The sequence below is a fragment of the Actinopolymorpha rutila genome, assembly GCF_013407855.1.
In the GTDB taxonomy this organism is placed as follows: domain Bacteria; phylum Actinomycetota; class Actinomycetes; order Propionibacteriales; family Actinopolymorphaceae; genus Actinopolymorpha; species Actinopolymorpha rutila.
This window is the reverse complement of the sequence record NZ_JACBZH010000001.1, coordinates 4187525-4213859: the sequence shown is the minus strand read 5'-3', so window position 1 is coordinate 4213859 and position 26335 is coordinate 4187525. Positions and strand designations below refer to the sequence as shown.

21 protein-coding genes are annotated in these 26335 nt (G+C 66.6%); 14 read left to right on the top strand and 7 right to left on the bottom strand.

Features of this window, described 5'->3' with window-relative positions; genetic code table 11:
• The first annotated feature begins 135 nt into the window (after nt 1-135).
• The 4 genes from F4554_RS34065 to F4554_RS18765 all read left to right on the top strand — a co-directional run bounded on the left by F4554_RS34065 (nt 136) and on the right by F4554_RS18765 (nt 3294).
• Nucleotides 136-1170: a DUF4234 domain-containing protein gene (locus F4554_RS34065; RefSeq protein ID WP_420360727.1), complete on the top strand. Its 1035-nt coding sequence runs from the start codon at nt 136-138 to the stop codon at nt 1168-1170.
• A gap of 192 nt (nt 1171-1362) precedes the next feature.
• Nucleotides 1363-2595, top strand: a complete 1233-nt coding sequence (locus tag F4554_RS18775; RefSeq protein WP_179791220.1) for an IS256 family transposase — start codon at nt 1363-1365, stop codon at nt 2593-2595.
• An 84-nt stretch (nt 2596-2679) separates the two neighbouring features.
• Nucleotides 2680-3018: a phosphotransferase gene (locus F4554_RS18770; protein ID WP_272955889.1), complete on the top strand. Its 339-nt coding sequence runs from the start codon at nt 2680-2682 to the stop codon at nt 3016-3018.
• 60 nt (nt 3019-3078) lie between these two features.
• Nucleotides 3079-3294: a hypothetical protein gene (locus tag F4554_RS18765; RefSeq protein WP_179788769.1), complete on the top strand. Its 216-nt coding sequence runs from the start codon at nt 3079-3081 to the stop codon at nt 3292-3294.
• Nucleotides 3295-3446: 152 nt separating this feature from the next.
• Here F4554_RS18765 and F4554_RS18760 read toward each other — a convergent pair whose 3' ends face one another.
• The gene (locus tag F4554_RS18760; RefSeq protein WP_179785658.1) at nt 3447-4865 is read right to left on the bottom strand and encodes an IS1380 family transposase; all 1419 of its coding nucleotides are present in this window, start codon (nt 4863-4865) and stop codon (nt 3447-3449) included.
• A gap of 1244 nt (nt 4866-6109) precedes the next feature.
• Between F4554_RS18760 and F4554_RS18755 the strand changes: the two genes are divergently transcribed.
• From F4554_RS18755 to F4554_RS18725, 7 genes are all read left to right on the top strand, one after another.
• Nucleotides 6110-7444, top strand: coding sequence for an ABC transporter substrate-binding protein (locus F4554_RS18755; RefSeq protein WP_179788768.1), 1335 nt, complete (start codon nt 6110-6112; stop codon nt 7442-7444).
• The gene (locus F4554_RS18750) at nt 7441-8385 is read left to right on the top strand and encodes a carbohydrate ABC transporter permease (RefSeq protein WP_179788767.1); all 945 of its coding nucleotides are present in this window, start codon (nt 7441-7443) and stop codon (nt 8383-8385) included. The genes F4554_RS18755 and F4554_RS18750 overlap by 4 nt, the downstream gene beginning before the upstream one ends.
• Nucleotides 8382-9254: a carbohydrate ABC transporter permease gene (locus F4554_RS18745; protein WP_092654673.1), complete on the top strand. Its 873-nt coding sequence runs from the start codon at nt 8382-8384 to the stop codon at nt 9252-9254. Before F4554_RS18750 ends, F4554_RS18745 begins: the two co-directional genes overlap by 4 nt.
• A 23-nt stretch (nt 9255-9277) precedes the next feature.
• The gene (locus F4554_RS18740; protein WP_179788766.1) at nt 9278-9994 is read left to right on the top strand and encodes a hypothetical protein; all 717 of its coding nucleotides are present in this window, start codon (nt 9278-9280) and stop codon (nt 9992-9994) included.
• Between the two features lie 12 nt (nt 9995-10006).
• Nucleotides 10007-12502, top strand: a complete 2496-nt coding sequence (locus F4554_RS18735) for a GH116 family glycosyl-hydrolase (RefSeq protein ID WP_179788765.1) — start codon at nt 10007-10009, stop codon at nt 12500-12502.
• 80 nt (nt 12503-12582) lie between these two features.
• Nucleotides 12583-13587: a LacI family DNA-binding transcriptional regulator gene (locus tag F4554_RS18730; RefSeq protein ID WP_179788764.1), complete on the top strand. Its 1005-nt coding sequence runs from the start codon at nt 12583-12585 to the stop codon at nt 13585-13587.
• Nucleotides 13588-14072: 485 nt separating this feature from the next.
• Entirely contained in the window at nt 14073-15974 is a 1902-nt protein-coding gene (locus F4554_RS18725; RefSeq protein WP_337796098.1) for an APC family permease, read from the top strand.
• Between the two features lie 29 nt (nt 15975-16003).
• Here F4554_RS18725 and F4554_RS18720 read toward each other — a convergent pair whose 3' ends face one another.
• From F4554_RS18720 to F4554_RS18705, 4 genes are all read right to left on the bottom strand, one after another.
• Complete coding sequence (locus tag F4554_RS18720; protein ID WP_179788762.1) at nt 16004-16597, bottom strand: GNAT family N-acetyltransferase; 594 nt, start codon at nt 16595-16597, stop codon at nt 16004-16006.
• A gap of 16 nt (nt 16598-16613) precedes the next feature.
• Nucleotides 16614-17111, bottom strand: coding sequence for a hypothetical protein (locus tag F4554_RS18715; RefSeq protein ID WP_179788761.1), 498 nt, complete (start codon nt 17109-17111; stop codon nt 16614-16616).
• A 237-nt stretch (nt 17112-17348) separates the two neighbouring features.
• The gene (locus F4554_RS18710) at nt 17349-18926 is read right to left on the bottom strand and encodes an alkaline phosphatase family protein (RefSeq protein WP_202889354.1); all 1578 of its coding nucleotides are present in this window, start codon (nt 18924-18926) and stop codon (nt 17349-17351) included.
• Between the two features lie 207 nt (nt 18927-19133).
• Complete coding sequence (locus F4554_RS18705) at nt 19134-21305, bottom strand: phosphocholine-specific phospholipase C (protein ID WP_179788760.1); 2172 nt, start codon at nt 21303-21305, stop codon at nt 19134-19136.
• Between the two features lie 268 nt (nt 21306-21573).
• Here F4554_RS18705 and F4554_RS18700 point away from each other — a divergent pair, with 268 nt between their 5' ends.
• Both F4554_RS18700 and F4554_RS18695 read left to right on the top strand, forming a co-directional pair.
• Complete coding sequence (locus F4554_RS18700) at nt 21574-21765, top strand: hypothetical protein (protein WP_179788759.1); 192 nt, start codon at nt 21574-21576, stop codon at nt 21763-21765.
• Between the two features lie 502 nt (nt 21766-22267).
• Nucleotides 22268-22747: a VOC family protein gene (locus F4554_RS18695; protein WP_179788758.1), complete on the top strand. Its 480-nt coding sequence runs from the start codon at nt 22268-22270 to the stop codon at nt 22745-22747.
• A gap of 119 nt (nt 22748-22866) precedes the next feature.
• Here the strand turns inward: F4554_RS18695 and F4554_RS18690 are convergent, their stop codons facing one another.
• Nucleotides 22867-23097: a VOC family protein gene (locus tag F4554_RS18690; RefSeq protein WP_202889353.1), complete on the bottom strand. Its 231-nt coding sequence runs from the start codon at nt 23095-23097 to the stop codon at nt 22867-22869.
• 40 nt (nt 23098-23137) lie between these two features.
• On the bottom strand, nt 23138-24868 hold the full coding sequence (locus F4554_RS18685; RefSeq protein WP_238342126.1) for a glycoside hydrolase family 36 protein: 1731 nt from the start codon (nt 24866-24868) through the stop codon (nt 23138-23140).
• 258 nt (nt 24869-25126) lie between these two features.
• On the opposite strand from F4554_RS18685, the gene F4554_RS18680 reads away from it, so the two are divergent.
• Nucleotides 25127-25987: an NAD-dependent epimerase/dehydratase family protein gene (locus tag F4554_RS18680; RefSeq protein ID WP_238341338.1), complete on the top strand. Its 861-nt coding sequence runs from the start codon at nt 25127-25129 to the stop codon at nt 25985-25987.
• Nucleotides 25988-26335 lie beyond the last annotated feature (348 nt).

The following is a 26335-nucleotide window of genomic DNA, read 5'->3' as shown; positions in this document are numbered from 1 at the left end:
GCCGATCGGGTAGGTGCTGGCGCTCGGGGCAGGTAGGGATGCTGCGGCAACAGCCGCCCCCTGATGGGTTGATGCTCCGTTCACGCTGGTCCCGCATGCTCCTCATCGGCTCCCGCCCCTCCCACGGGCTCGGGCATGGGAGTCCGAGCAGCCACCAGGCGAAGCAGCGTGCCTCGGCACGCCGTCCGGTGGCTTCCTCCTCCGGAGGAACGAGACCAGAGATGTCGGAGCACTTGCGAGCAGGGGATAGGTGACAGGGTGGCGTTCACGTCCAGCCAGAGCGAGCAGCTGGTAGTAGAGCAGGGAGATGGGCTCACACGGAGCCAGGGTGAGCTAGCAGTGGCCCAAGGAGCTGCGGTCGCCCAGCCGATCGCGTACGGGCTGCAGATGAAGCGGCGCCGTCCGTGGGGTGCGTACGGGCTGATGTGGCTGACGCTTGGCGTGTATCACCTGGTGTGGTGGTACAAGATCCACAACGAGATGAATCAGTTCGACCCACGCCAGCAGATCAAGCCCATCACATCACTGGCCGCCCAATTCTTCGGGATCTCGACCCTGGTCGACCGCTGCACATGGCGGCCGGATCGCTCGGGCGCAGCGGTCCACAGGCCGACAGGCCAGCGCATCAGGTGGACTTGGACTGCTCCTGTTCTTCCTGCTGGGGACGCACGTCGTTTACTACCAGTCGGAGATCAACAAGGTCATCGACGCGTACAAGGGTGTGCCGGAAGGCGAGCGCGTTCCGCTGTACCGGTGATGAAGCGCGGGCTATCGGTTCGGCGGCCTTGGGGCCAGCGAGGACGCGCTGGGTCCGCTAGTGCCACCAGGCTTGACGACGGTCTGTCAGACGGGTCGGTCGACCATGGGAAGTGGACCCGCCAACGTGCCTTGGAGGTCGGAAGTGGCCAGACGCCACATCTCAGAGGTGACGGACCCCGCCGCCAACCTGGCGGCCTCGAGAGAGTACGACGACCTTGGAGGCAAGGCGCGCCTGACGATTCGGACGTGCAGCGCTTGGCGGCCAGAATCGCACCTGGTGCTCCTGTGGTCGAGCTCGGCAGTTCACGAGCCGAAACCTTCCTCTGGGGCCGGTGGATGGGGCCACCGACGGGACCGAGGATCTGGTGCTGCGGATCCACCCGAAGTATGTTTCCCGCCGCCGGCTCATAGCCGTTCAGGACGTGGGCGGAGCTTGAACCATACATGCCGTACGAGGAGCTGAAGCCGAGGTGGGATGAGTGGCGTCCAGCAGAGTGGTGTACCGCAGGCGCCTTGTTGATGGGCGTGTCGTAGACGCGTAAGGGCGGTCATCGCGTGATCCTTCGAACTGAGTTCCCGCTCAAGCTCAAGGAGACCTACGCGATGACCGCCAAGCCCAGTATGACCCCTGACCGGTTCCTGCACGAACAGCTGGCTGCTGCGTCGCCGGACCTGCTGCGCGACCTGCTGTCGACGTTCATCGACGCCCTGATGGGTGCCGAAGTCGACGCGGTCTGCGGCGCCCCCTACGGTCAGCCCAGCCCGGACCGCACCAACTCCCGTAACGGCTACCGTCACCGCGACTTCGACACCCGTACCGGCACGATCGATGTCGCGATCCCCAAGCTCCGCTCCGGTTCGTACTTCCCGGACTGGCTGCTGGAACGGCGACGCCGGGCCGAACGGGCCCTGACGTCGGTGGTGGCCACCTGCTACCTGCTCGGGGTATCGACGCGGCGGATGGAGAAACTCGTCGAACAACTCGGCATCACCCGCCTGTCCAAGTCACAAGTGAGCGTGATGGCGGCGGAGCTGGACGAGCAGGTCGAGGCGTTCCGCACCCGCCCCCTCGATCAAGGTCCGTACACGTTCGTCGCGATGGACGCCCTGGTGCTGAAGGTCAGAGAGGGCGGCCGGGTCGTCGGGGTGCACGCACTCGTCGCGACCGGTGTCAACGCCGACGGACACCGAGAGATCCTCGGCATCGACGTCACCTCCGCCGAAGACGGCGCCGGCTGGCTGGGATTCCTGCGCGGCCTGGTCGCCCGCGGCCTGTCCGGCGTGGGCCTGGTGACCTCTGACGCCCACGCAGGTCTGGTCGCAGCGATCGGCGCCACACTCCCGGGCGCGGGCTGGCAACGGTGCCGCACCCACTACGCCGCCAACCTCATGGCCGTGACCCCGAAGGCGTCCTGGCCGTGGGTGCGGACGCTGCTGCACTCGGTCTATGACCAGCCCGACACCGCCGCGGTCCACGACCAGTTCAACCGCGTCCTGGACGCCCTGGCCGACAAGCTACCCAAGGTCGCCGACCACCTCGAGGCCGCCCGGACCGACGTGCTGGCGTTCACCGGCTTCCCCAAGCAGCTATGGCGACAGATCTGGTCCAACAACCCCCAAGAACGCCTCAACCGCGAGATCCGCCGCCGCACCGACGTCGTCGGGATCTTCCCCGACCGCAACTCCCTCATCCGCCTCGTCGGAGCCGTCCTCGCCGAACAACACGACGAATGGATCGAAGGCCGCCGCTACCTCGGCCTGGACCTCCTCGCCAAAGCCCGCGCCACCGAGACCGAGGAGGTGACCGACACCGACCTCAAGGCGCTCAGCGCCTAACCACCAAGAGGATCACGCGACACGACCGCTACACCACGCCAATGGACTTGACCGTGGGATGCCTACCCCTGGGTGTTCCGGGCCATGGGGCAACTGCAAGGTGCTCTCGTGAACATCGATGCAGTGATGCCGCGTCCCGTTCTGCCCTTCTTCGCTTCGCCGAGCACGTTATGGCTGTCGCTCACTCGGACTGCTGTAAGAGACGATTCCCAGGCGATACGGCTCGCCAATACGCTTGATGACCTCATCAAAGCCGTACGTCGCCGCTGGGTTCCGCCTGTTCGGCTTCCGAGCCAGATCGTCCACGGTGACATCAACCTGGAGGACGTCGGTAGGGCCCACGGTGGCGAGACTGTCTACCTCGACTTCGCCTACGCGGCTAATAGGCCACGCATCCATGATCTGGCATTCTCCTTCGGGTAGACGGTGTTCACGCATGCCGAAGAGTTGCCCGTGGAACCGAGCGCAGTCCCGTGGGATCGAGTGCCGAACTTCATCGAGGAGTACGAGACTGCTGCTGGATGGAAACTTACCGCCCAAGAACGGCAAGCCCTTACTCCTTACACGGTTGCAGTGATGGTCTTCTTTCCTGCAGGGGCGTGGCTCGACAAAGATCCAGCCGGATGGCTTCGCCGAATGCAGCCGTTCCTGCGCTTCAGTGACTGGCTCCTTGCGCATCCTCAGGCCTTGTCCGGTTGACCCCTAAGCCCGAATCCACCGATGGGCTGTAGGTGATCGTTTCCGGGGGCGCGTTGCTGCTGGGCTGTGGTTGGGGGCAGGCGCTTTCGCCTGGCCTGGTTGCCAGGTGTCCACGTTCGGGGTTCCGGTTCGCGCCGTAGGAGGCTGGGTGGTCAGGTTGTTGCCGGGGTGGGTGGCCCGCAGGCGTGGGTGAACAGGCGTGTCCACGCGGTTTCCCACGGCCAGGCGGTCGGCAGGTGCAGCGTGATCCGTCGGGCGGAGTGCGCGATGCGTGCGGGGACGGCGATCAGCTTGCGGCGGATCGTGGCCGTGGTCGCGCGGGCCAGCGCCGGCCCGGTGAGAGTGGCCGCGGCGCGGGTCAGGTTGAACGCCATCACGGCCAGGACGAGCCAGGCGGCGTTCGCGGCGAACCGGCCCGAGGGCAGGTGCGCCAGGGCTGAGTTCTTCAGGTCGGCATGGACTTGTTCGATGATCGCGTGGGCTCGGTGGGTCTTGTCCACGGTCACGGTGTCCATCGCCTGGGTGGGCACGGTGGTGAAGAAGGCGTGGAACCGCCACACGTCGAACAGGCCGTCCTGCCCGGGTGTGGTGTTGAGGTCGGGGATGCGGCGGACCACCAGCCGGCCGGGCACCTGGTCGGCCTTCTTCTTCCCGCTGAAGGCGGTGAACGGTAGCTCTGCGACCTGAGCCCGGGAGATCCAGCAGTCGGTGGTCTCGTCATAGACCGCGTGCGGGTACTCGATCGTGTGCCACGCGTCGTCAGCGATGGTGGCGATGGCCTTCTTCACGGGCGTGTCCAGGCGGACGGTGACCGACACCTGCGCGCCCGCGCCGACAGCGGCGGCGATGGTGGGCCGGCCATAGAACGCCGAGTCCGCCCGCACGAGCACAGGGGCCGCAGACGACTCTTCGGTGCCGGCGCCTCGGAGGGTCTTCACGGTCTTCAACGCGTCACGAACCAGGCGTTTCGCGCCGCGTGCGGAGCCGCAGGAGCCTTTGCGGAGCCGCTGCGCCACGATCACCGGTGCGGTCTGCCCGGTGGTGAGCGTGGCCAGCAGGGCGTTCAGGCCGCGCACTCCGGAGTAGCCGAACCCCGCCCCCTGCTTGGCATACCCGTGGACTTCGACGATCGTGTCGTCGATGTCGACGACCGCGTAGTCATTGATGCCGTTGATCCCGGCCACCAGCGGCGTCCTGGTCGCCAGCCCGGTCAGCAGCCGCGAGGCGACCGCATCGAGCTGGCGGACGTGGCCGAAGGTGAACGAGCGCAGGAACGACCCCAGCGTCGACGGCGCATAGGTGCCGGTGAAGACCCGGCCCATCCCACCATGGCGGAGCAGCGCCATGTCGTCGATGCTGTCCGCCCCGGCGACCATCCCACCCACCAGCGACGCCACCTTCGAGCCGGCGTTGGCACCTTTATCGGTCGGCACGCTCAGACATGCATCGACAAGGTCGGCCAACCCAGCCGACTCCGCCAGCCCCATCACCGGGACCAGGCCTGCCGACGACACCAGATTCGGCTCGTCGAACACCGCCGAAGTCGCCGCGAACGTGTGAGACAGTTGCATCTTGCGGATGCCCTTCGTAGTGCCAGAGTTTCGACCTTCGACAAGTCCGATCCTCCAACACACAAGGGCATCCGCTCCTCACGCCACGCTCACACCACCACGCCCATCGGTGAATCCGGGCTAAGTGTCCTACGACTGGTCGCTCAGCGTGTCGGAATGAGCGGTTGGCAGCAGAGTGGCCGCCGAGCCCCGCACCTCGCACCGAAGTCGTTGGCCCCGACCCGAAGTCGTTGGCCCCGACCCGAAGTCGTTGGCCCCGACCCGAAGTCGTTGGCCCCGACCCGAAGTCCTGCATCGTCACCAGATTGCCTAAGCGCGGTTTCGACGCTCCCGCTGACGCTGAGCAGCTTCGCGCAGTCCTCGACCAGCACGTCCGGCGGGTGAATCGTCCTAACCGGCGCGCGGCGGGTTCGACTGTCGGCGTCCCAGGTCGCCGAACCATTGGACGTCACGGTCTGGTGCCCCCGCCCGAGCCGCGCTGCGGACGGCACTCGTTGATGGACCATATGGAGGCGGGCCGAAGGTCCGGGTCTTTGTGGTTCTGGCGTGGTACGGCCCCGCAGCGCGTGCCGCTGGACGGCCAGCGGCAGTATTGCCGGCCGCGCTGGACCGAGGGCGTTGACTGGCGTTAGGGACTTTCCTCCCGACGTGATTTGTCGATAGCGGTTGGCGTCGATGAACGCGGGTACTTGTTGTGCTGGCGTTGAGTTCCTAAGAAGTGTCAAGCTCGTTCAGGCTGCTCCGCGTGTCGTAGCGTGGGTGGTGGACGGGCCGGTTGACGGAGCGGGTGACGACTCCTTGCTTCGCCGGTCCGTTCCCGTGTGTCTGGTGGTCCTGCGCCGGGCCCACAGGTCCTTGGGGGCCGCGTAACGCTCGGCGATGATCGTTCGGGCTGCTCGAAGGTGACTGCACTGCCGTCGGCGTCACGCAGTTGGTAGGGCTGTCCGGCGCGGCCACGACCCTGCTCACCCGAATCATTGCCTGCTGGCGCCGCACCAGGCTTCACCGCGGAACGCATTCCGGGTACACCGCTAAACAGCTGCTGATCCCAACGTTGCCGTCTTCCCGTCGTCGTTGACAATCGTCCTGACAGGACGGTTTCGGGGGCCCCTTCTACGCTGTTTTCTTGGCGTTTGATTTCGGGGTCCGGTCACTGATGGCCGACCCCGGCCGCGTCATTGACAGCTCAGTCCGGCGCACCTAGCTTCTCGGGAAATCGATTACTCGGTGCGAGGAGACTGGTCATGAATCCACTTCCTGCCCCTCCCGGCCGACCGAGCTATTCGCGGCGCAAGTTCCTCGGCCGTGTTGGTGGTGCGGCCCTCGTGCCGGCGTTCGGATCGGTCCTGGCCGGCTGCGGTGGGGAGGGCGATACCGGACCGGGAGGTGCCACCTCCGGCACGGTCACCTTCGTCTACTACGGCGATGCGGAGTCGCAGAAGGCCTACGACAAGCTCTTTACAAAGTTCCGCGCGAAGTATCCAGACATCACCCTGAAGGCTCAGGGCATCGCCGCAGACTCGTGGGCCGCCTTCGCCAACACAGTGGCCACTCGGCTAGCCGGTGGCCAGTCGCTCGACGTGGTACAGATCGCGACCGAGGGTCAACGGATCTTCGCCTCGAAGCAGCTACTTGAGCCGCTGGATCCTTACATCCAGAAGGACAAGGCGGCGGTAGACGCCTACTATGCCGACACGCCGCCCAACTTGCGGAAGTGGCTGAAGGAATACGCCTCGCCCGACGGCAAGACCTACTTCATGCCCGGCGGGTACAACACAATGGCGATGTATCTGAACACTGAACTCTTCGGCAAGGCCGGCCTGAACATCCCGCAGGCCTGGACCTGGGAGGAATTCCGGGCCGCCGGCAAGACGATCAAGGAGAAGACCGGCGCATTCCTCACCGTAGCAGGCTCGGGCTACTTCACCGACGTGATGACCTGGCTGACCAACAATGACACCTCGGCGCTCAGCGCGGACTGGAAGACTCCGCAGTACGACTCGCCCGCCGCGGTCGAGGCGCTGACGTTCGCCCGGCAGCTGGTCGTCGACGGCTTGGCTCCCAAGCCCGGTGGCAACCTAGAGGCGGCGACCCTAATGGCTCAGGGCAAGCTGGCCACGTTCGGCGGTGGGCGGTGGCCGACCAATGACCTGCGTCGGGTCAAGTTCGTCGGCAAGGTGAGGCTGGTCCGCTGGCCGAAGAACGCCGGCGTTGGTTCCCCGGTCGGCTGGGACGCCTGGCCGATCCTGAAGCAGTCGAAGAACAAGGACGCGGCCTGGACCCTGATCAAGTACCTGATCTCGGAGCAGTTCGGCGACGCAATCACCACTGGTGGCGGCGGCGCCGTTCCGGCCCGCATCTCCGACGCGACCGGTGCGGACTTCCTCAAGGACGCGCCGCAGAACACCGAGCTGCTGGTCGAGCTGCTTAAGGACGCGACGCCGATCCCGGGGCCGGACCGCGGCGCGGAGTGTCAGAAGGTGATCGAGGAGGCCTGGCTGCAGGGGATCAGCGGCACCAAGGAACCGCAGGCTGCGCTGACCGAAGCCAACAAGAAGCTGCAGGACCTGCTGAAATGACCGTGGCGACCGACGTCGCGGTGCGCGATCGCCGCGATACCGGGCGAGCAGGCCGCCCGGCCGGGACCGGCCGGGCGAACCCATTGGCGGGCTGGCTCTTCCTGTCCCCGTCCCTGCTGCTGTTCGCCGTGTTCATCCTCGGCCCCTTCATGGTCGGGCTCGGCATGTCGCTGTTCTCCTACGACCTGCTGACCCCGCCGAAGTTCGTTGGCCTGGACAATTTCCGCCGGGTTGTAGAGGACGGCCTTCTGCTGCACTCGCTGCGCAACACCTTCGTCTTCGCGTTCGCCTCCATGGTCACCCACCTCGCCGGCGGACTGCTCCTCGCGATCGCGGTCAACCGCGGCATCAACAAGGTGCTTTCCTACTTCGTCCGAACGGCGGTGTTCTTCCCCTTCCTGATTTCCTGGGCGGCAGTCGCGCTGCTGTGGAAGTACGTGCTCGACCCGACGTTCGGCATCTTCAGCTACTACCTCAAGGAGCTGAGTATCGATCCGCCGGGCTGGTTCACCGATCCGGCCTGGGCGCTGCCGTCGATCATCGGTATCGACTTCTGGCACACCATCGGCTACACGTTCCTGATCATGCTGGCCGGGCTGCAGACGGTGCCGTCGGAGATGGTGGAGGCGGCCCGCTGCGATGGGGCGAACCGATTCCAGACGTTCTTCCACATCACCTTGCCGATGATGTCGCCGACCATGTTCTTCGCCTCGGTGATCACCTTCATTGGCGCGTTCCAGATCTTCGACCCGATCCAGATCATCACCCGCGGCGGGCCCAATGACTCCACTATCTCCGTGGTCATGTACCTCTACCAGACGACCTTCCAGGCATTCCAGGTCGGTTATGGGTCGACCATCGCGCTGGCCGTGTTCGTGGTGATCATGGGGGTCACGCTGCTCCAGTTCTGGGGCTCGCGGAAGTGGGTGCACAACGCATGAGCACGACCGAACCGCACCTCTCACGGGCCCGCTACCACCGGCGGCGTCCGGTCCGGGCCGGCCGGCTGCTGATCAGTGTGGTCCTGGGGGTGATCGGTGTGCTGATGGTGGCGCCACTGGTCTGGATGATCTCCACGAGCCTGACCGAGCCGGCCGAGGCTTTCCAGCTGCCGCCGCGGTGGCTGCCGGTCCCGTTCAGCCTCCAGAGCTTCACAGACATGGCTGGCCTGATGCCGATTGGCCGAATGGCGCTGAACAGCCTGATCGTTGCCGTGATCAGCGTGGCCGGTTCGCTGCTCACCGCCTCGCTGGCCGCGTACTCGTTCTCCCGGATCGAGTTCCGCGGCCGCAACCAGGTGTTCCTGCTGTTGCTCAGCGCGCTGATGGTGCCGGGTCAGCTGACGATCATTCCGATCTTCATCCTGATGCGCCGGCTGGAGCTGGTCGACACCCTGGCGGCGCTGTGGCTGCCAGCGTTGATCAACGTGTTCGCGATCTTCTTCCTGCGCCAGTACTTCAACACGATCCCGCGGGAGCTGGACGAGGCCGCCCGGATCGACGGCGCCGGGCACCTGCGGATCCTGTTCCAGATCATGATTCCGCTGGCAGGCCCGGCGCTTTCGGCGCTGGCCATCCTGGGATTCGAGTCCTCCTGGAACAACTACTTCGGCCCGCTGATCTTCCTCTCCACGCCGGAGAAGATGACGTTGCCCATCGGTCTGGTCACCCTCTCGGCTGGGCAGGGCGGCGGGCCGGCCGGCGTGGTCTTCGCCGGGATCACGATCGTCGTAGTGCCGACGCTGATTGTCTTCATCGCGTTCCAGCGCGCGTTCATCGAAAGCGTCGCCTCGGTCGGGATCCGCGGATGACCATGGAATCGCGGGGATGGCCAGTGCTGGACGACGCACCCAGACGGCATCCGGATCCCCTCCGCCGGGCCGCCATGCTGCTGTGGCCTAACCTGCCGGTGCTGCTCGCGGGCTCCGGCCTGGCGGTGCTGCCGCTCGGCCTGGCCCGTGTGCTGGCGCCGGTGCTCGGGATTGTCGGTACGACGATGCTTAGCGTCGCCTTCCTGCTCGCCGTGGCGCCACTGCTGCAGACCGCGATGGTGCTGCTGGCCGGTGATCACCGAGGCATCGGCGACCTGGCTCGTGGGCTCAATCGGGACCTCAGAGCGGCGCTACCGATGGTCGCGCCGCCAGCCGGGGCAGCTGTGCTGACCGCTGTGGCTGTCGAGACCTGGACGGTCTACGGGCAACTCTGGGCGGTCGGGTCGGCGGCCGCCTGCACTGCGGTGACCGCGATCGCGACGGCGATCATGATCGTCGCGCTACCGTACCGGCTGCATGCTGATCGGCTACCTGGGGGCTGCCCTGCCCGGGAGGCCTGGCTGGTCGGCCTGTACGCGGCCACCCGGCGTCCGGTTCCGGTGCTGGGCACGCTCTGCGCGGTGGGCCTGTTCGGCTCGGTCCTACCGTCGGTCAGCCTGGCGCTCGGCTTCCTCGGACTCTGCCCGCTCGCGCTGCTTTGGGCAGCGGCTGCCACCGCCACCCTCGACCACGGCCGAGCCCTCATCGACCGCCTCACGAATTCATCGCCATGCCCTTGAGACAGGACGACCATGATTGCTGCTGACTGGCCGGTGCTCCGCTCCTACGACGCCGCTCACTTGGACCGGATAGCGCTGCCGCTCGGTGGCATCGGCACTGGCACGATCTGTCTCGGCGGCCGGGGCGACTTGCGCGACTTCGAACTCGGCAACCGTCCCGCCAAAGGGTTCCGACCCGACGTGATGTTCGTCGCCGTCCGGGCCGCCACTGGGAACGACCCCGCCGAGACGCTGGTGGCCGAGGGACCGTTACCGGTCGAGAACTACGAGGGCGCGTTCGGCTCACCGGCACCCAACCACGGTCTACCCCGCTTCGCCGAGTGCGGGTTCGATGCGGCCTACCCGTTCGGTCAGGTCCGGTTGCGCGACGACGCGTTCCCGCTCGAGGTCACAGTGCAGGGCTTCAACCCGCTGGTGTTCGGCGACATCGCGACCAGCAGCCTTCCCGTGGCAGTGCTGCGCTACCGGCTGCACAACCGAGGTGACGAACCGGTGCACACCACCATCGCCATGTCGATGAGCAACCTCGTCGGAGCTAACGGGACCGCGGACGAGACCGGCCACAACCAGAACACCAAGCGAGAATCCGGGTCACTACACGGCATCACGATGACGGCTGAAAGCCTGAGTGACGACGCGGAGGCCGCAGGCGAGCTGACGATGGCGATGATCGCGCCCTCCGACGCCAATGTCAGCCACCGCACAAGGTGGGCAGACCTGAGCTGGGGCGGCTCCCTACTGGACTTCTGGGACGACCTCGCCGACGACGGCGTGCTGGGGGAGCGGGAGTCGCAGATCGAGCGTCCGGTGGCGTCGTTGGCCGCGATGCTGGACATGCCCGCCGGGGGGACGGCCGACGTCACGTACCTGCTCACCTGGAACTTCCCGAACCGCCGCGCCTGGAGCGGTTCCGGAACGCACCTGGGCGAGTACGGCGACGCCGTGATCGGCAACGCCTACTCCGTCGCTCATCCGGATTCGTGGGCGACCGCAGCCTTGGTGGCCGAGCGGCTCCCCGAGCTCGAACGCGTGACGATTGACGCGATTCGCGCTGTGGTCGACACCGACGCGCCTGTGTCATTGCGGGAGGCGGCTCTGTTCAACCTCAGCACGTTGCGCAGTCCGACGGTCTTCCAGTCCGCGGCCGGGGACTACTACGGCTGGGAGGGTGTCGGCGACCGCACCGGCAGCTGCCACGGCACGTGCACTCACGTGTGGGGATATGAATTCGCGACGTCGCTGCTGTTTGCGCCCGTCGCGCGGTCGTTCCGGACCACACAGTACGCGCGTTGCACCGACGAGTCGGGCCTGATGAGCTTCCGTGCGGGCCTGCCGGTGGAGGACTCGCGGGTTTGGCGTCTGGCGGCAGCGGACGGCCAGATGGCGTGCCTGGTGCACCTGTACCTCGACTGGAAACTCAGCGGGGACCACGACCTATTGCGTTCGTTGTGGCCGGCAGCGCGCCGCAGTCTTGAGTTCTGCTGGATACCCGGCGGCTGGGACGCCGACCAAGACGGCGTCATGGAAGGCGTCCAGCACAACACCATGGACGTGGAGTACTACGGGCCCAATCCTCAAATGGGGTCGTGGTACCTCGCGGCGCTGCGGGCGGCTGAGGAGATGGCCCGTGCCGTAGGGGAGTCCGACTTCGCCGAGCGCTGCCACGCGTTGTTTGAGAACGGCTCGGCGTGGCTGGACGGGAACCTCTTCAACGGCGACTACTACAGGCACGAGGTGCGCCCGGTCGCAGACGCCGACAAGATCGCCGAAGGGCTGCGGCACCACAGTATGGGGTCTGCCAACACCATCGACCCCGACCTGCAGTTGGCTGACGGATGCCTGATCGACCAACTGGTGGGGCAATACGCCGCGACACTGGCCGGTCTCGGAGCACTCCTGGACGACCAGCACGTTCGCTCGGCGCTGCTCGCCGTCCACAAGAGGAACTTCCGCCGCGGGTTCGCACACCACTTCAACCCCATGCGCAGCTTCGTCCTCGGAGACGAGGCGGCTGCCTTGATGTGCACCTACGACGACGACAAGCGTCCGGTGCGGCCGTTCCCGTACTTCGGTGAGGTGATGACGGGATTCGAGTACACCGCGGCCACTGGCCTCCTGCAGGTTGGTGAAACCGAGCGAGCCATGGAAATCATCGACGCGATCCGGTCGCGGTACGACGGACGCAGGCGTAACCCGTTCGACGAGGCCGAGTGCGGGCACCACTACGCGCGGGCGATGGCAAGCTGGTCGGCGTTCGCGACCTGGAACGCGATCAGCTACTCCGGCGTCGACCAGGTCATGACCGTGGGGGTGCGGCGCGGGTCTGGGTCAGCGTTTTGGTCGACAGGTTCGGCGTTCGGCACCTGGGAGCCGAGCTCCAGCGACGGACCGGGCCGGCTACAGGTGATGGGAGGCGAACTGCCACTGAGGGCGCTGGAGGTCGCCGGTCGTACGTACCGACCACACAAGGCGGTGCTCTGCGCCGGCGAGGTCTGGAAGGTCACCTGAGCCGGCGGTCGGGGGCCAGTATGGACCTTGATGAGGGCTCTGGCAGCGCGAGAGGTCGGCGGCCGATCACCCCACCACGTATGCCTCGTCTGGTTGACGTCGCCGAGGCGGCCCAGGTGTCCGTCGCCACGGTTTCCAGGGCCCTCAACAACAGTCGTTCGGTAGATCCGGTGCTCGCCGATCGAGTGCGCGCAGCGGCCGCGAAACTCCGTTACCAGCCGAACGCGATCGCTCGAAACCTCAGGCGTCGCGGGACGCGGGTGTGGGCACTGGTCATCACCAACATCAACAATCCCTTCTACACAGCTCTCGCCCGTGGCGTGGAGGAAGCAGCCTCCGAACTCGGCTTCTCAGTCCTGCTCTACAACACCGAGGAAGACGAAGCACGCGAACGTCGCTACCTCGACGTGGCCGCGCAGGAACGTGTTGCCGGCGCGGTGGTCGTCCCACGCGCGAACAACTCGGAGGTCTCCAGCCTGCTCGCCGCCGGTATTCCGGTGGTGGTGGTCGATCGCCGACTCGACCGGGGAGGGGACTTCGTGACCGCGGCGTCCTTCGAAGGCGCGGTGACGGCCACAGAGCACTTGCTGCACGAGCAGTGGCGTCGGCCGGCGTGCATCAGCAGGCCTGCCGACACGCCCACCGCCGAGCAGCGGCGACAGGGATACCAGGCCGTCGTCGATCGCCACGGCCTGCCGTCAGTCGTGTGTCAGATCCCCTTCCACGCGGAGGAAGGCGTTGCGATGGTCGACGAACTGCTGGACGGGCAGGAACCCCCTGACTCGTTCCTGACCGTCGACTCCATGTTGGCGCTGGTCGTACTCCACGCTCTACGCCACCGGCGACTACGGACCGGTCGCGATGTCGGTCTGATCAGCTTCGATGACGCCGCCTGGGCGCAGGCGGTCGAGCCTCCCCTGTCCGTGGTGGCCCAACCCGCCTACGAGATCGGAGTGGCGGCTGCGCGCCTGCTGTCGGAACGGATCTGCGGCAGCTTCGACGAGACCGGGCCGCGGACAGTGACTATGAGCACCACCCTGATCGTGCGCGGCAGTTCGCGGCGGCCGCCGTCCTCCCACGGGTGACATGCTTAGACGACAGTGTAAAGAGGCGTCCTGTCGGAGGACGTTGGGCAGCTTTGAGTCGACCTGCCTCGGCGCCTCTGTCTCTGCAGGTCAGAGCGGGTGCGCCCGGGAGGGTTCGAACCTCCGACAACCCGGATGAGAATCACACGCGTCTACAACGCCCTCACAGCAGCTTTACCACCAAGATCACCCTCACGAGCCCCTTGGTGAGCACTGGTGAACGCCGTTTCGCACCCCGTCCCGCACCCCGTCGTACGGCGCCCGCTACGGCTACGGCGTCGGATGTCCTCACCCGGCAGTTCACCCCGTGCCCTAAGCATTGTCGTGCCGACGCGAGGACCTCGTGGGCGGGCTCGGGGCGATTCTCGTAGGCTGGCCGACCGGTTCCCGGTGCTTCCGCCTCGGGAGAGGTGCGGCTGGAGTTCGTGGTGGGCAGTGCAAGCGAGTTGAGTGACCGTCCGGCTTCGCAGCGTTTTCGTGGCTGGTTGTTGGAGGGGCTTCCGCACAAGAGCAAGCGGCTGGCTCCGCACCCGGAACCAGCCGACGCGCATGCCACGAACTCGTGGTGGCAGGTGATGTGCCTGACCGGGCTGGACTACTTCTCCACCCTCGGTTACCAACCCGCGATTGCCGCTCTCGCCGCGGGGTTGCTGTCACCGCTGGCCACGTTGGTCCTGGTCGTGGTCACTCTCGCCGGTGCGCTGCCGGTGTATCGCCGGGTGGCGAAGGAGAGCCCGCACGGCATGGGGTCGATCGCGATGCTCGAGCAGCTCCTGCCGTTCTGGCGGGGCAAGCTGTTCGTCCTGGGCCTGCTCGGGTTCGCGGCCACGGACTTCGTGATCACGATGACGCTGTCGGCTGCCGACGCGACGGCGCACGTGGTGGAGAACCCGCACGTGCCAGCTGCCCTGCACGGGCACGAGGTGGCCATCACGCTGGTGTTCCTGGCCATCCTGGGCGCGGTGTTCCTCAAGGGTTTCCGGGAGGCGATCGGGGTCGCGGTGGTGCTGGTGGCCACCTACCTGTTGCTGAGCGTCGTCGTGGTGGTGTCCGGGTTGTGGGAGGTGGCCACCAGCCCACACCTGATCCTCGACTGGGGCCGAGCGCTGACCACCCAGCACGCCGATCCGCTGATGATGGTGGCCGTGGCGCTGGTGGTCTTCCCTAAACTCGCGCTCGGCCTGTCCGGTTTCGAGACCGGAGTAGCCGTCATGCCGCACGTCAAGGGGGATCCGAACGACACCGAGGAACGTCCCCTCGGCCGGATCAGGGGTACGAGGAAGCTGCTGACCACTGCGGCGTTGATCATGAGCGCCTTCCTCGTCACCAGCAGTATCGTCACCACCCTGCTGATTCCCGCCAAGGACTTCCGGCCCGGCGAGCCTGCCAACGGACGGGCGCTGGCCTACCTCGCCCACGAGCACCTCGGCGGCGTGTTCGGCTCGGTCTACGACCTGTCGACGGTGGCGATCTTGTGGTTCGCGGGCGCGTCGGCGATGGCCGGGCTGTTGAACCTGCTGCCGCGCTACCTACCGCGGTACGGCATGGCCCCGCACTGGGCACGTGCCACGCGTCCGATGGTGCTCGTCCTCATCGCTGTGGCGTTCCTGATCACCTGGATCTTCGACGCGGACGTGACCGCCCAGGGCGGCGCCTACGCGACGGGCGTGCTCGTCCTGATCACCTCCGCCGCTGTGGCGGTCATGATCGCCGCCCGTCGAGCGCGGGAACACGGTTGGACGGTCGCGTTCGGGATCATCGCCGCGGTGTTCGTCTACACCACACTGGCCAACGTCGTCGAACGCCCCGACGGGGTGAAGATCGGCGCGTGCTTCATCGCCGCGATCATCGCGGTGTCGTTCCTGTCCCGGTTCGCGCGCGCGTTCGAGTTGCGGGTCACCGACGTCGTTTTGGACGAGACCGCGGAGCGGTTCGTCCGTGACTGTGCCCGCCGACGGATGCGGCTGATCGCCAACGAACCCGACGCGCGTGACCCGGCGGAGTACCGCGACAAGATCCGCCAGATGCGCGAGGACCACGATCTCCCCGACGAGGACGACCTCATCTTCGCCGAGGTCGTCGTCGGCGACCCCTCGGACTTCGAGTCCGAGCTACGCGTTCGCGGCGAGGTGCTCCACGACCGCTACCGCGTGCTGCGGATGGAAAGTTCCACTGTCCCCAACGCTCTGGCCGCCCTCGTCCTCCACATCCGCGACCAGACCGGAACTCGTCCCCACATCCACTTCGAGTGGACCGAAGGCAACCCGGTCACGCATTTCCTTCGCTTCTTCCTGTTCGGCGTCGGCGAAGTCGCCCCCGTCACCCGCGAGGTCCTCCGCAAGGCAGAACGCGACCCCTCTCGTCGCCCACACGTCCACGTCGGCTAAGCGACCGGAACGAGCCGCGGGGAGGCGATTCAGCAGGGTTGCTGGTTTGCCGCCAGCCAGTCCGGGCGCAATACCGCCATCACGATGTCGTCGACTCGTTCGCCGTCGAAGACATGCGCTGCGCGCCGCCGGCCCTCGATCCGGAAACCCGCAGCCTCGTAGACGTGGACGGCCGCGGGGTTGAACGCAAACACGCCAAGCTCGATCCGGAACAGGTTCGTGGCTGTGAACGCGTGCCGCAGGATCAACCGGGTCGCTTCCGATCCAAGCCCATGGCCGCGTCCTTCCGGCGCGATCACGATCCGAAAATGGCACGCCTGGTTGGCCGGTTCCCAGTGGTTGAGCACGATCTCGCCCACGCAGCACCCGGAGCCTCGGTCAACCAGCGCCAGGTCGAGTCGGTCCGGCTGCTCGCCGCAGGACCCGTACCAGCGTCGGGTGGACTCGTCGAGGTCGGGAGGGAAGTCGGACATCTTCACCGAACTGTGGACTCGGCCGGTCATCCGGAGCACTTCGGGGTCGGCGAGTATCCGACCCATCGCCTTGATGTCGGGCGCCGTGAACGGTCGAAGCACGACGGCGTTGCCCGTCAAGGTCGGCTTGTCAGCAAGCGGGAAGTCCATGAACGCAGCACTCTACCTACCTCTTTCGGAGATCTCCTCGACAGTGGGGAGCTCGGAGAGTGGGTGCACCACGAGCATCACCGCGGGAACGTTGCGATCGTTCTGGCCGGAGTGACGGCCGGTGGTGCCGGCGATCTTGGGGGAGGACGGGAAACCTGAGCCGGCACACCAGGGCGTTCGTCCCGCGGCGCACCGCGCGGGCGAGGACGGCACCCCGCTGGTTCTGCAGGATCCGCAGCCAGGGGTGCGCGGGCTCGACCTCGGCGATCAGCACCACCGGAGCGGCGTGGTCGTAGCGGCGGAGGTACTCCACGACCGGACGGGCCAGCCGTTGGTGCGGATCCGCATCGAGGAGGACCAGCGGTACGCCGGGATCCCGGTACTGCCACTCCCGCGTCAGCCGGTCCGCGGCGGACCTGTCCTCCGGGTCGCAGACGTAGGTCGCGACGACGTTCCGCCCGAGTGCCCGGGCAGCCGAGATGGCCTCGCTGGTCGAGCGCTTGACGCCGGCCACGGGCACGACCACCGTGCGGGGTGCGCACTCCGTCGTCGGAAGGTGGCGAGGCCAGATGTCCTGATTCAGATCAGAGGGTGACGCTCCGATGGCGCCATGATGCCGGATCGCGCAAGGCCGAAGATGCGCGAGCTCGGACGTTGCCAGTGCGCCCGCCGGAGATACATGGCTGCCGCCTCTCGTACAGGAGAGGCGGCAGCCACGGATGAAACTCGAGATGCGGACGGTAACTCGTGCTCAAGCCCCGTGGGATGAGCCCGTTGCCGGGTCGAGGAAGAGCGGCTTCGTCCTTCCTCGCTGGGTGGAGAAGTCGAACAGCCCGTCAAGGCTTCCGGCCTTCTCGTCGAAGGAGTGGTCGCCGATCCGGCCGAGCTTCCAGTTGTTCTCGATGAAGGCGAGGATCGACGTCTGGTCGGTCGTGGTGTGGTCGACGTAGTTGGACCTGGCGTACGGCGAGATCACCAGCAGCGGGAGGCGCGGCCCGTAGCCACAGCGGTCCTGGTAACCGCCGGACACGTTACGTGCGTCGCTGCCGCACAGCTTGTCCTTGGTGAGTCCGTCGTGGGCTGGGTCGAGTGACTGGTTGACGATCGGGCCCAGTTGGTGGTCGTACCATCCGTCGGAGTCGTCGTAGGCGATGACCACCGCGGTGTTGGCCCAGTCCTTGGAGCGCTGCAGACGGTTGATCGTGTTGACGAGGAAAGTCTGCTCGTCCAAGGGAGTGGAGTAGCCGGCGTGGCCGTCCTGGTAGGCGGCGGCCTTGAGGAAGCTGACCGCCGGCATGTCGCCGGCGTCGACGGAGTTCCAGAAGTCGGCCAGGTCGTACTGGTGGTTGGCCTGGTCCTTCTTGCCGATCATCGCGACGCTGCTCGGCGGCAGGTGCTGCGGGTTCGCCGTCGACGGGTAGTACTGGAACGGTTCGTGGTGGGGAATGTAGTCCTTCGAGGCGACCCCGCCTACGTCGGTGTGTGAGGCATTGCAGTCGGCGAATCCGCCCTGGAACCAGCCCCAGGTGACGCCGTGGGCGTTCAGCAGGTCACCGACGTTGCCCTTGTTCTCCGGCGTCGCGACGCTGGTGTCCCGGTTGGAGCACTTGTCAAGGCCGGGTTGCGGGTCGCCGATCACGGTGTGGTTCTCGGTGACGGCCGTGGACTTGTCGTTGGTGAACCAGTGTGTCTGGCCGGACACGAGGTTGATCGCACCGGGCGAGGACGGGCCGTACGTCGTGTTGTAGGAGTTGTCGCTCATCGCGAAGTGCTGGGCGTAGTTCCACATCGCGGTGACGGTGTTGCCGTCGTAGTAGCCCATGGTCAGGCCCTTGCCGTGCCCGTAGTCGGCGCAGGAGGCGCTGCCCCGGCCGATAGTCTCGACGAACTTGTCCATCAGCCCCGAGTCGGTGGCCTGCTGCTCGTCGGTGTAGCTGTGGTCCTGGTCGCACGTCTGCGCCTGGGTGCGGTCCAGCCGGAACGGCTGGGCCGAGTTGGGGTTGTTCGGCGCGAGCAGAGAGGCGTTCAGGCCGTTCACCGCGGGGGTGTCCGGTGCGGCGTGGAAGGCGGGCTCGGCCGCCGGGTTGGCCGCATGAGGGTACGTCGCGAAGTAGTGATCGAAGGAGACGTTCTCCTGGAAGATCACGACCAGGTGCTCGACCGGGGTCCTGGTCGTCGCGACCTGGGCCGCGACCGGCTCGAGGTCGGACCCGCTGCTTGCTGTCAGCCCTGTCCCGGCACCTGTTCCGAGCGCCGAGATTGCCGCTACCAATGCCGCGCCTGCCGCCGCTGTCGCGACCGTGCGGATGCTTCGTCCCGCTGATGACACGTGGTTCCTCCTCGCCACGATGCTGGCGCCGGCCGACGGACGGCCGGCGGCCGCAATGTTGCACCGAGCAGTAGCCCTACAGCCGACTGTCCGGTGGATCAAGAGTGAACGCTTTCGGATCAGAAGGTGATCTTGACCGCCAGAGTGCCTGGTGGCCAGGAAGGAGTGCGGCGTGCACTTCCACCTGTGAGGTCAGCCACTGGCAGGTCACCCGGTGATGCTGGGTGTTCCGTGTTCCAGATGACCGACCAGCCGTTGCGACCACTTCTCGTCGCAGTCGGCGGTGACCGTCACGTCGTACCAGCCGTCGCTGACGTGCGTCGGGTTCACCGCCCAGGCCTCCTTGCCTTGCGCGGCCACCTTCACCGTCTGCGGCCCACCGGGCAGATAGTGGTTGGGGCTGATCGTGAAGGTCGCGGCCGAGCCGTTGTGGTTGGTCAGCCTCAGCTTCAGTTTCGGGGGCTCGCTGGCCGCGCCGTCGTAGTAGGTCGCCTCCACGAGGAGGTCCTTGCCGGCCGTCGCGGTGTCACCGGTGAACCTTCGCAGGAACCGGTTGGGGCCGGTCACGGTGATGTCGTACGCGGTGTCGTCGGCGGAGGTGCCCACGGCGCCGGTCCCGGAGACCGTCGCGTGCGCCGCGACGGTGTACTGGTGGGGAAAGGCGGCCGGGTACTCGCTGAGTTTCGGGGCGTCGGCACGGTTGTTGTACACCGCGAAGTGACTCGCCTTCGTCACGAACGGAGCTGCGTTGCTGAACTCCAGCTTGGCTGTGCTGCCGGACGGCCCTTCGGCGAAGCCGACGAGGTTGACGTTCGGCTGGTACGGCAGCGCGCGTGCACGCTTCGTGCCTGTCTCCTGGACCGGCATGGAGTTGTCGCCCGGTAGCGGGGTGTACTGAACCTCCGGGACGAGCGGTCCCGTGTGCGGCAGGTCCGGCAGGCCGTAGACCGGAGCTTTGAAGTCGAAGGCCGAGGTCAGGTCGCCGCAGATCTTCCGGCGCCACTCGCTGATGTTCGGGGAGATGGCCGGCTTGCCGATCGCGCTGGTCCACTTCTCGAGAAACTGGATGACCGAGGTGTGGTCGGACACTTCCGAGGTCACCCAGCCGCCGCGGGTCCACGGTGAGACGAGCACCAGCGGCACGCGGAAGCCGAGCCCGACCGGGACGGGTGCGGTGACACCGTACGAGCCGAGCGTCCCGGTCACGAACTCGTCGTCCTCGCCCGGGGCCGGGATCGGCGGTGGGACGTGGTCGAACTGGCCGTCGTTCTCGTCGTAGTTGAGGATCACCACGGTCGAGTTGAACACGTCCGGGTCGGCGTTGAGTGCTTCGAGGACACCGCGCAGGAAGTATGCGCCGTTGCTCGGGGCAGTGACCGGGTGCTCGGAGAAGAACTGGTTGTTCACCACCCAGCTGACCTGTGGCAGGGTGCCACGCTGCACGTCGGAGCGGATCGCGGCGATCAGGTTGTCTGCGTTGCCCGACAGCCCGGTGGCGGGCTCGGGGACGTTCTTCACGCCGTTGTCGTAGTAGACGTTGCCGGGCTCGGCCTTGCCGCCCTGTGCTGGGTCGAGCTTGGCGAAGGTGTCGAAGTATTCCAGGCCGTTGTCGCCGTAGTCGTCGGCGCACTGGTAGACCCGCCAGCTGACTCCGGCCGCCTGCAGCGTCTCGGCGTAGGACTTCCAGGGCAGGAACCGGCCGAGCTCGTCGCCTCCGGAGTAGGCGATGAAGCTGCCGTGTTCCTTGTTGGCGTTGATTGTTCCGCTCCACAGGTAGGTGCGGTTCGGGCCGGTCGCGCTGATCACTGAGCAGTGGTAGGCGTCGCCGACCGTGTAGGCGTCGGCCAGTGCGTAGTGGAAGGGCAGGTCGTGGCGGTCGAGATAGCCGAGGGTGGTCGGTCCGCCCTTGGCGGAGTACCAGCCGTTCATCAGCCCGCCGTACCACGCGGCGTGCTGGTCGTCCCAGCCGTGACTGGTGCCGCCGTAGTTGGCGGCGCCGATCTCGGGGCTCGGTGGCGTCGATCCGCTCCACGTCTTGGCGCCGCTGAGGCGCCACGGGAACTGCGTGGTGGCATCGGCAGTAGGTGTCTTCGGTTGCTCCCAGACCGCCTTGCCGCCAGGGAGCTCGATCGTGGAGCGGTCGCCGAAGCCCCGGACGCCTTTCAGGCAGCCGAAGTAGTGGTCGAAGCTGCGGTTCTCCTGCATGATGACCACGACGTGCTTGACGTCCCGTATGTCGCCGCGAACCGCAGGTGGCGGCTTGGTCGCCGACGCCGGAGCCGCGGCCGCTGTGCCGGCAGGCAGGGCGGCGTTCACAGCAGCCCCTCCGGTGACCGCGGCGGCGGCGCCGAGAAGATGTCTGCGGGAAAGTTCGGGCATGGGTACAGACCTCCGAGAACGGGATGGTGCTCCGAAGGTTCTGCCCTCTGCCTGGGACACAGCCGACCGGCAGCCGACACGTCGGTGAACTTCCGCGTAAAGATCTCTTCTGGCGCGGGCTCCGGCGTGGGGTCCGGCTCGCCGGCGTTCGATGCAGCCGCAGGAACCGCATGCCGGTTCCGGTCGGACGCGTTGCCTCCCGATGTGTGAGATGTGCAGCCGATGCGTCAGGGCAGTCTGAGTCGCCGGGAGGTCCTCGGCATCGCCGGTGGAGCAGAGCAACCGCCCGGACGTGCCGTTGAACGCCGCGTACTACGCGCACGACACGGCGACGCGCCTGGACGATCTGCTGATGCTCAACGTGCGACCGGGCGGCGCCGCGCCCGAGTATTCCGAGGCACAGGCCGGTTTCGTCGACAGATGCGAATCGGCGGGGGAGTGGTGTCGGCTACCGGCGTGACACTGTCCAACTCGCGTGGACAGCTTGTGATCACGGCGACGGGTGATGGCGCATACGCGAGTCGGCGCGTCCCGGTCGACCTGGGCACGTATCCGCTGCTGCAAGTCAGCGTGCCGAACGTCGTCGGGCATTGGGCGCTGCGGGCCACCGACGACTCCGGGTCGCCGATGTGTTGCGACCGGCCGGAACAGAGCCGGGAGCCTTGTTCTACGACGTGCCGAAGCTGACCGGATGGTCGGGCACAGTCAGCTTCCGGATCGACGTCCTTCTCATCGGCTCCGGTGCCTCGGTTGAAAGTGAGCTTCCACCGTTAGCTTGGGGATCAGGTGCGGGTCACGCTCGATCGACCGTCCGGCGCTCAGGAGGAGGCACCGGAGCTGTCCATAAGTGACCCGACTTGGTGTGACAACGTGATATCCATCAGGCGCTTGGAACCCGCCAACTCGGCAGGGGTCGAACCTCGTGAGCGGAAGGCTTCCGATGCGGCCGGAACGGAGGAATTATGACGGACCCAACAGACCGGATCGACTTCACCAATCTCCCCTTGCCAGACGACGGCTTTGTGGTGACGTTGTTCATCACCGTCCGTAAGATCGCGCGGTCCCGGGATTTCTACTCGCGGGTCCTCGGCGGCACCGTCGTCCTAGATGAGAACCCGTGCATGGTCAAGCTGGCCAATTCGTGGATCATCATGAACCCCGGCGGGCCGCCTACCCCCGACAAGCCAGGTATCTCGGTGGTGAATTACGAGCCCGGCGACACGACCTCGATATTCCTCAACCTACGGGTCGCTGATATCCAGGCCTGCTACGAGGAGTGGAAAGCCAAGGGCGCAGAGTTTGTTACGCCACCGATCGACCGCGGTGCAGAGGTCCGCTGCTACATACGGGACCCGGACGGATACCTTATCGAGGTCGGCCAGTCGACTGGACTGCTGCACGGCGAGCTCGCCGCAAAGCGCGCGGAGGATCTCCCGGGCTGAACTTGACCGTTGCCGTAACAGATCGCGTGGACCGGCCGGGATCGCCTCGGTGAGTTAGCGGCGTCGCATCGACGCTTTGGCCCACGTCAATGTGGCGGCCGCCAAGGCGCAGCGCCCTTTCAACGGTTCGCTGCTGGTCCTCGGCTGCTGCTGGTCAGGTGCAATTGCAACCGGCGCGGGCCGACCTGCTTGGTGTCGGAGGTGACGAAGCGAAGCCCGACCTGCAGCATGTCACCCAGTCCCAACACGCCCTCAGGCTCCCGCAGGACCTCTCGGTTGAGCAGCCCGGCCCAGAAGGCCGCCACCGGGGCCGCGTCAGCCACGTCGAAAGTGACCGCTTCCAGTCGCACGCCCGGCATGTTGGTCGGTTCGCTCGGATTCGGTGACGACTCAACTGAGGGTCAGGACTGCACTGCCGTACGGTGCGATTGGTAACTCCACCAGGTCGGCAGCGGATGGGCTGACAGCGCCGACGTCGGTCGCGCTCGGCGATCGGAGCACCCCAGCAGTGATCGAGCGATTATGGGTGCGGACCACGACCGACGAGGCAGCGGTGGCGTTTACTAACGTGACCTCGCTGGGAAGGTCGGCTCCGAGGTCGACCACGACCGGGGCGTAGACCCCGACCACTGCGCGACCGAGTGCGTCGTGAACGGCGCGGACGGTGGTGTAACCGCGTTCAGTTCCGGTGACCTCGATGCTGCCTTCCAGCACCACCGGGGCCAGGTCACGCCACCAGCTGACCAGGCCGGTGAGCGCCTCGGCCTGGTCGGCTGGCAGGTCGGCGAGCCGCATCGAGATCTGCGGTACGGAGAACAAGCCGGCGTAGATCTGCTGCGCCACCGCCTCCGGTCCACCGTTCGGGCTCCACATCATCGGGTCGGCGTGGACGACCTGCCCGACGGACAGCAGCCGACAGTCGATGGTGGAGCGCAGGTTGACCACGGCATCTGCTGGGCAGTCACCGGCCCGCAGGATCTGTCCGAAGCGAGCGATGGCCGGGCTCACGTACGGCTGACGGAACTCGAACACAACGTCGCCATGGCCTGCTTGGTCCAGCCTGGTCCGGAGCAGACCGAGCAGGGCCGCCATCGCCTCACCGACGTCGTGGATGTCGCCGACCGGTGGCGTACCTTGATAGCGCATAGCGGTATCCAGGAAGTCGATCTTGAGCCCGTCGATCTCGTAGTCGCTGACCAGGCGCAGGCAGACGTCAGCGAGGTGCTCGCGGACCTCGCGGTGGCGCGGGTCGAGAACGAAGCAGTCGTCCGGCGTCCGCCTCTGGGTGGCGTACTTGGCTAGTGCGGCGTACGCGTCGCTGTTCGTGCCCAGCAGTAACGGTGCCACCCAGAGCACGACACCGGCACCGAGTGCTCGGATGCGTCGAACATGGGCCAGTAGGTCGGGGAACTTGTCGGGGTCCGGCACCCAGTCCCCGCAGCCTTGATAGCCGCGTCCGACGGCCAAGCGCTGCCAGCCGTCGTCGATGAACACCGTGCGGCACCCCATGGGCACTGCGAGAGCCGCCTCGGACTCGATCACCTCGGCGCTGATGTCCTGGGTGAAGGTGTACCAGGTCGAGTAGACGGGCTCGAGCGCCAACTTTGGTGCCGAGAGAGCCGGCGCCTCGATCTGGGTCGACATCCAGTCGGCCAGCCGTTGGACAACCTCCGCCACGGATCCACCGGCCGCAGTCAACACCATCTGAAGTCGTTGCTCACCGGAGGCGGCTGCGTGGAACTCGACGGCGAAGGTCTTGTGCTCCTCCGACACCCCGTATCGGATCGTCAGCTCGTCGACTGGCCGATCGGCAGCCCAGCCGAACAGGACCTGAGCGTCGGCGTTGTAGAGCGCACCCATCGGTGCTGAGTTGACCAGACTGGTGACCACTTGACCGGCCCAGTCGGCGGGCAACGTCCGCATCGACCCCTGGCCCGGGTGCCAGTACCCGACGGCGTCACCGAGCTCGGCCTCGATCCGCACGCTCAGCTCGGTCCCTGCAGGGGCCGTCAGCGTTACCGGAACGCCGACCTGAGTGGCCGGTTCGGTGCTCAGGTTGGTGCCAGGTCCGAGACGCAGCAGAGTGAGGTGGGGTAGGACGGCGGCGGCATCGACGAGCATCACTCGAGGATTCTAGGACGTACGAGAGACAGGACCCGTGTCACGGGCTTGCGCGAGTACCTCCGCGGTGGTGTCAGCACCAGTGCTGAGCTGCGGTCGATCGGGGTTGTGAGTGTCCTCGGTGACCGCCGGCAGGCCACGATGACGCATCGATCATCCTGCTAGCCTTGCGGCGCATGCTCAGCCGTTTGACTGGCTTTCGATTCGGGCGTTTCGTCCCAGCGGACGAGCGCTCCAGCTCGAACGGCGAAGCGATGGATGGGAGTTCTTCGGGTGCGAGTCGTCGTGACGGGCGGAACGGGACGGGCCGGACGGTGGGTTGTTCGCCTCCTGGCGGAGGCCGGCCACAAGGTCGTGAACGTCGACGTCGTCGACCGACCAGAGCTGGAGCTGCCTGGAGAGTTCTGCAGGGTCGATCTCGCCGATGCGGGCAAGGTGTACGACGCGTTGTGTCAGTTTCGTCCGGACGGCATCTGTCATCTCGCGGCGAACCCGGCTCCGAGCGGCCAGGCGCAGATCGACGTCTTCGACAACAACGTGCTGAGTGCCCACAACCTCATGCAGGCGGCGGGCGATCTCGGGGTCTCGCGAGTCGTTTACGCCTCGAGTGAGATGGCGACCGGCCTGCTGACCGAGGGCACAGTGCCGACGCAGATCCCGTTCGACGAGACCGAGCGGCACCCGTCCCCGAATGCTTACGCGCTGAGCAAGTACATCAGCGAGGTGATTGCGGACTCGCTCGCGGTCCGCTATCCGCAGACGGCCTGGGTGGGGCTCCGGATCAACAACGTCATTCCGCCGGACAGCTACGATCGGTTCGCCGATGAGTGGGAAGACCCGGGCCGTAGCAAGGGAAACTTCTGGAGCTACATCGACGCCCGGGACGTCGGCACCGCCTATCGCGCGGCGCTGGAAGGGACGAGCAGCGGCCACGAAGTGTGTCTGATCGCTGCGGCCGACACCCGGGCGAAGCGAGGATTGCGCGAGCTGATGGCTGAGTACTACGACGGCTACGACCGCTTCGCCAGCGATTACGAGGATCCGAGGTCGGCCTTCGACTGCGCCAAGATGAAGGCGCTGTTCGGTTGGACCCCCAGCTACAGCTGGCGCACCCAGTAGGAACGCCCCACTGTGGTTTCGCAGACGTCCACAGCGTGACGGCGCCACGTCGTTCCGGCGCATGACGTCGGGGACGTGAACCCTCTCCTTTCCAAGGCGGACAGGGCGTTGACCTGCGGATGGCCCGCTGAAGTTCCGGCGATTTTCCTTCCACGCCGCCCACTTCGACGCGAGGTCCTTCTGGGCAATCAGCCGGCTAGTGCCCCACCTCGGCGTGGACGAGTGATCGTCGCTCTCGTCGCTCTCGTTAGCCTCCGACTATCGCTATCGCGCCATCGGCGAACGAGCACGCGCCACGGACGAACGAGAGAGCGCCGCTACGAACCTCGGCGCGCGCAAGGCGTCAGG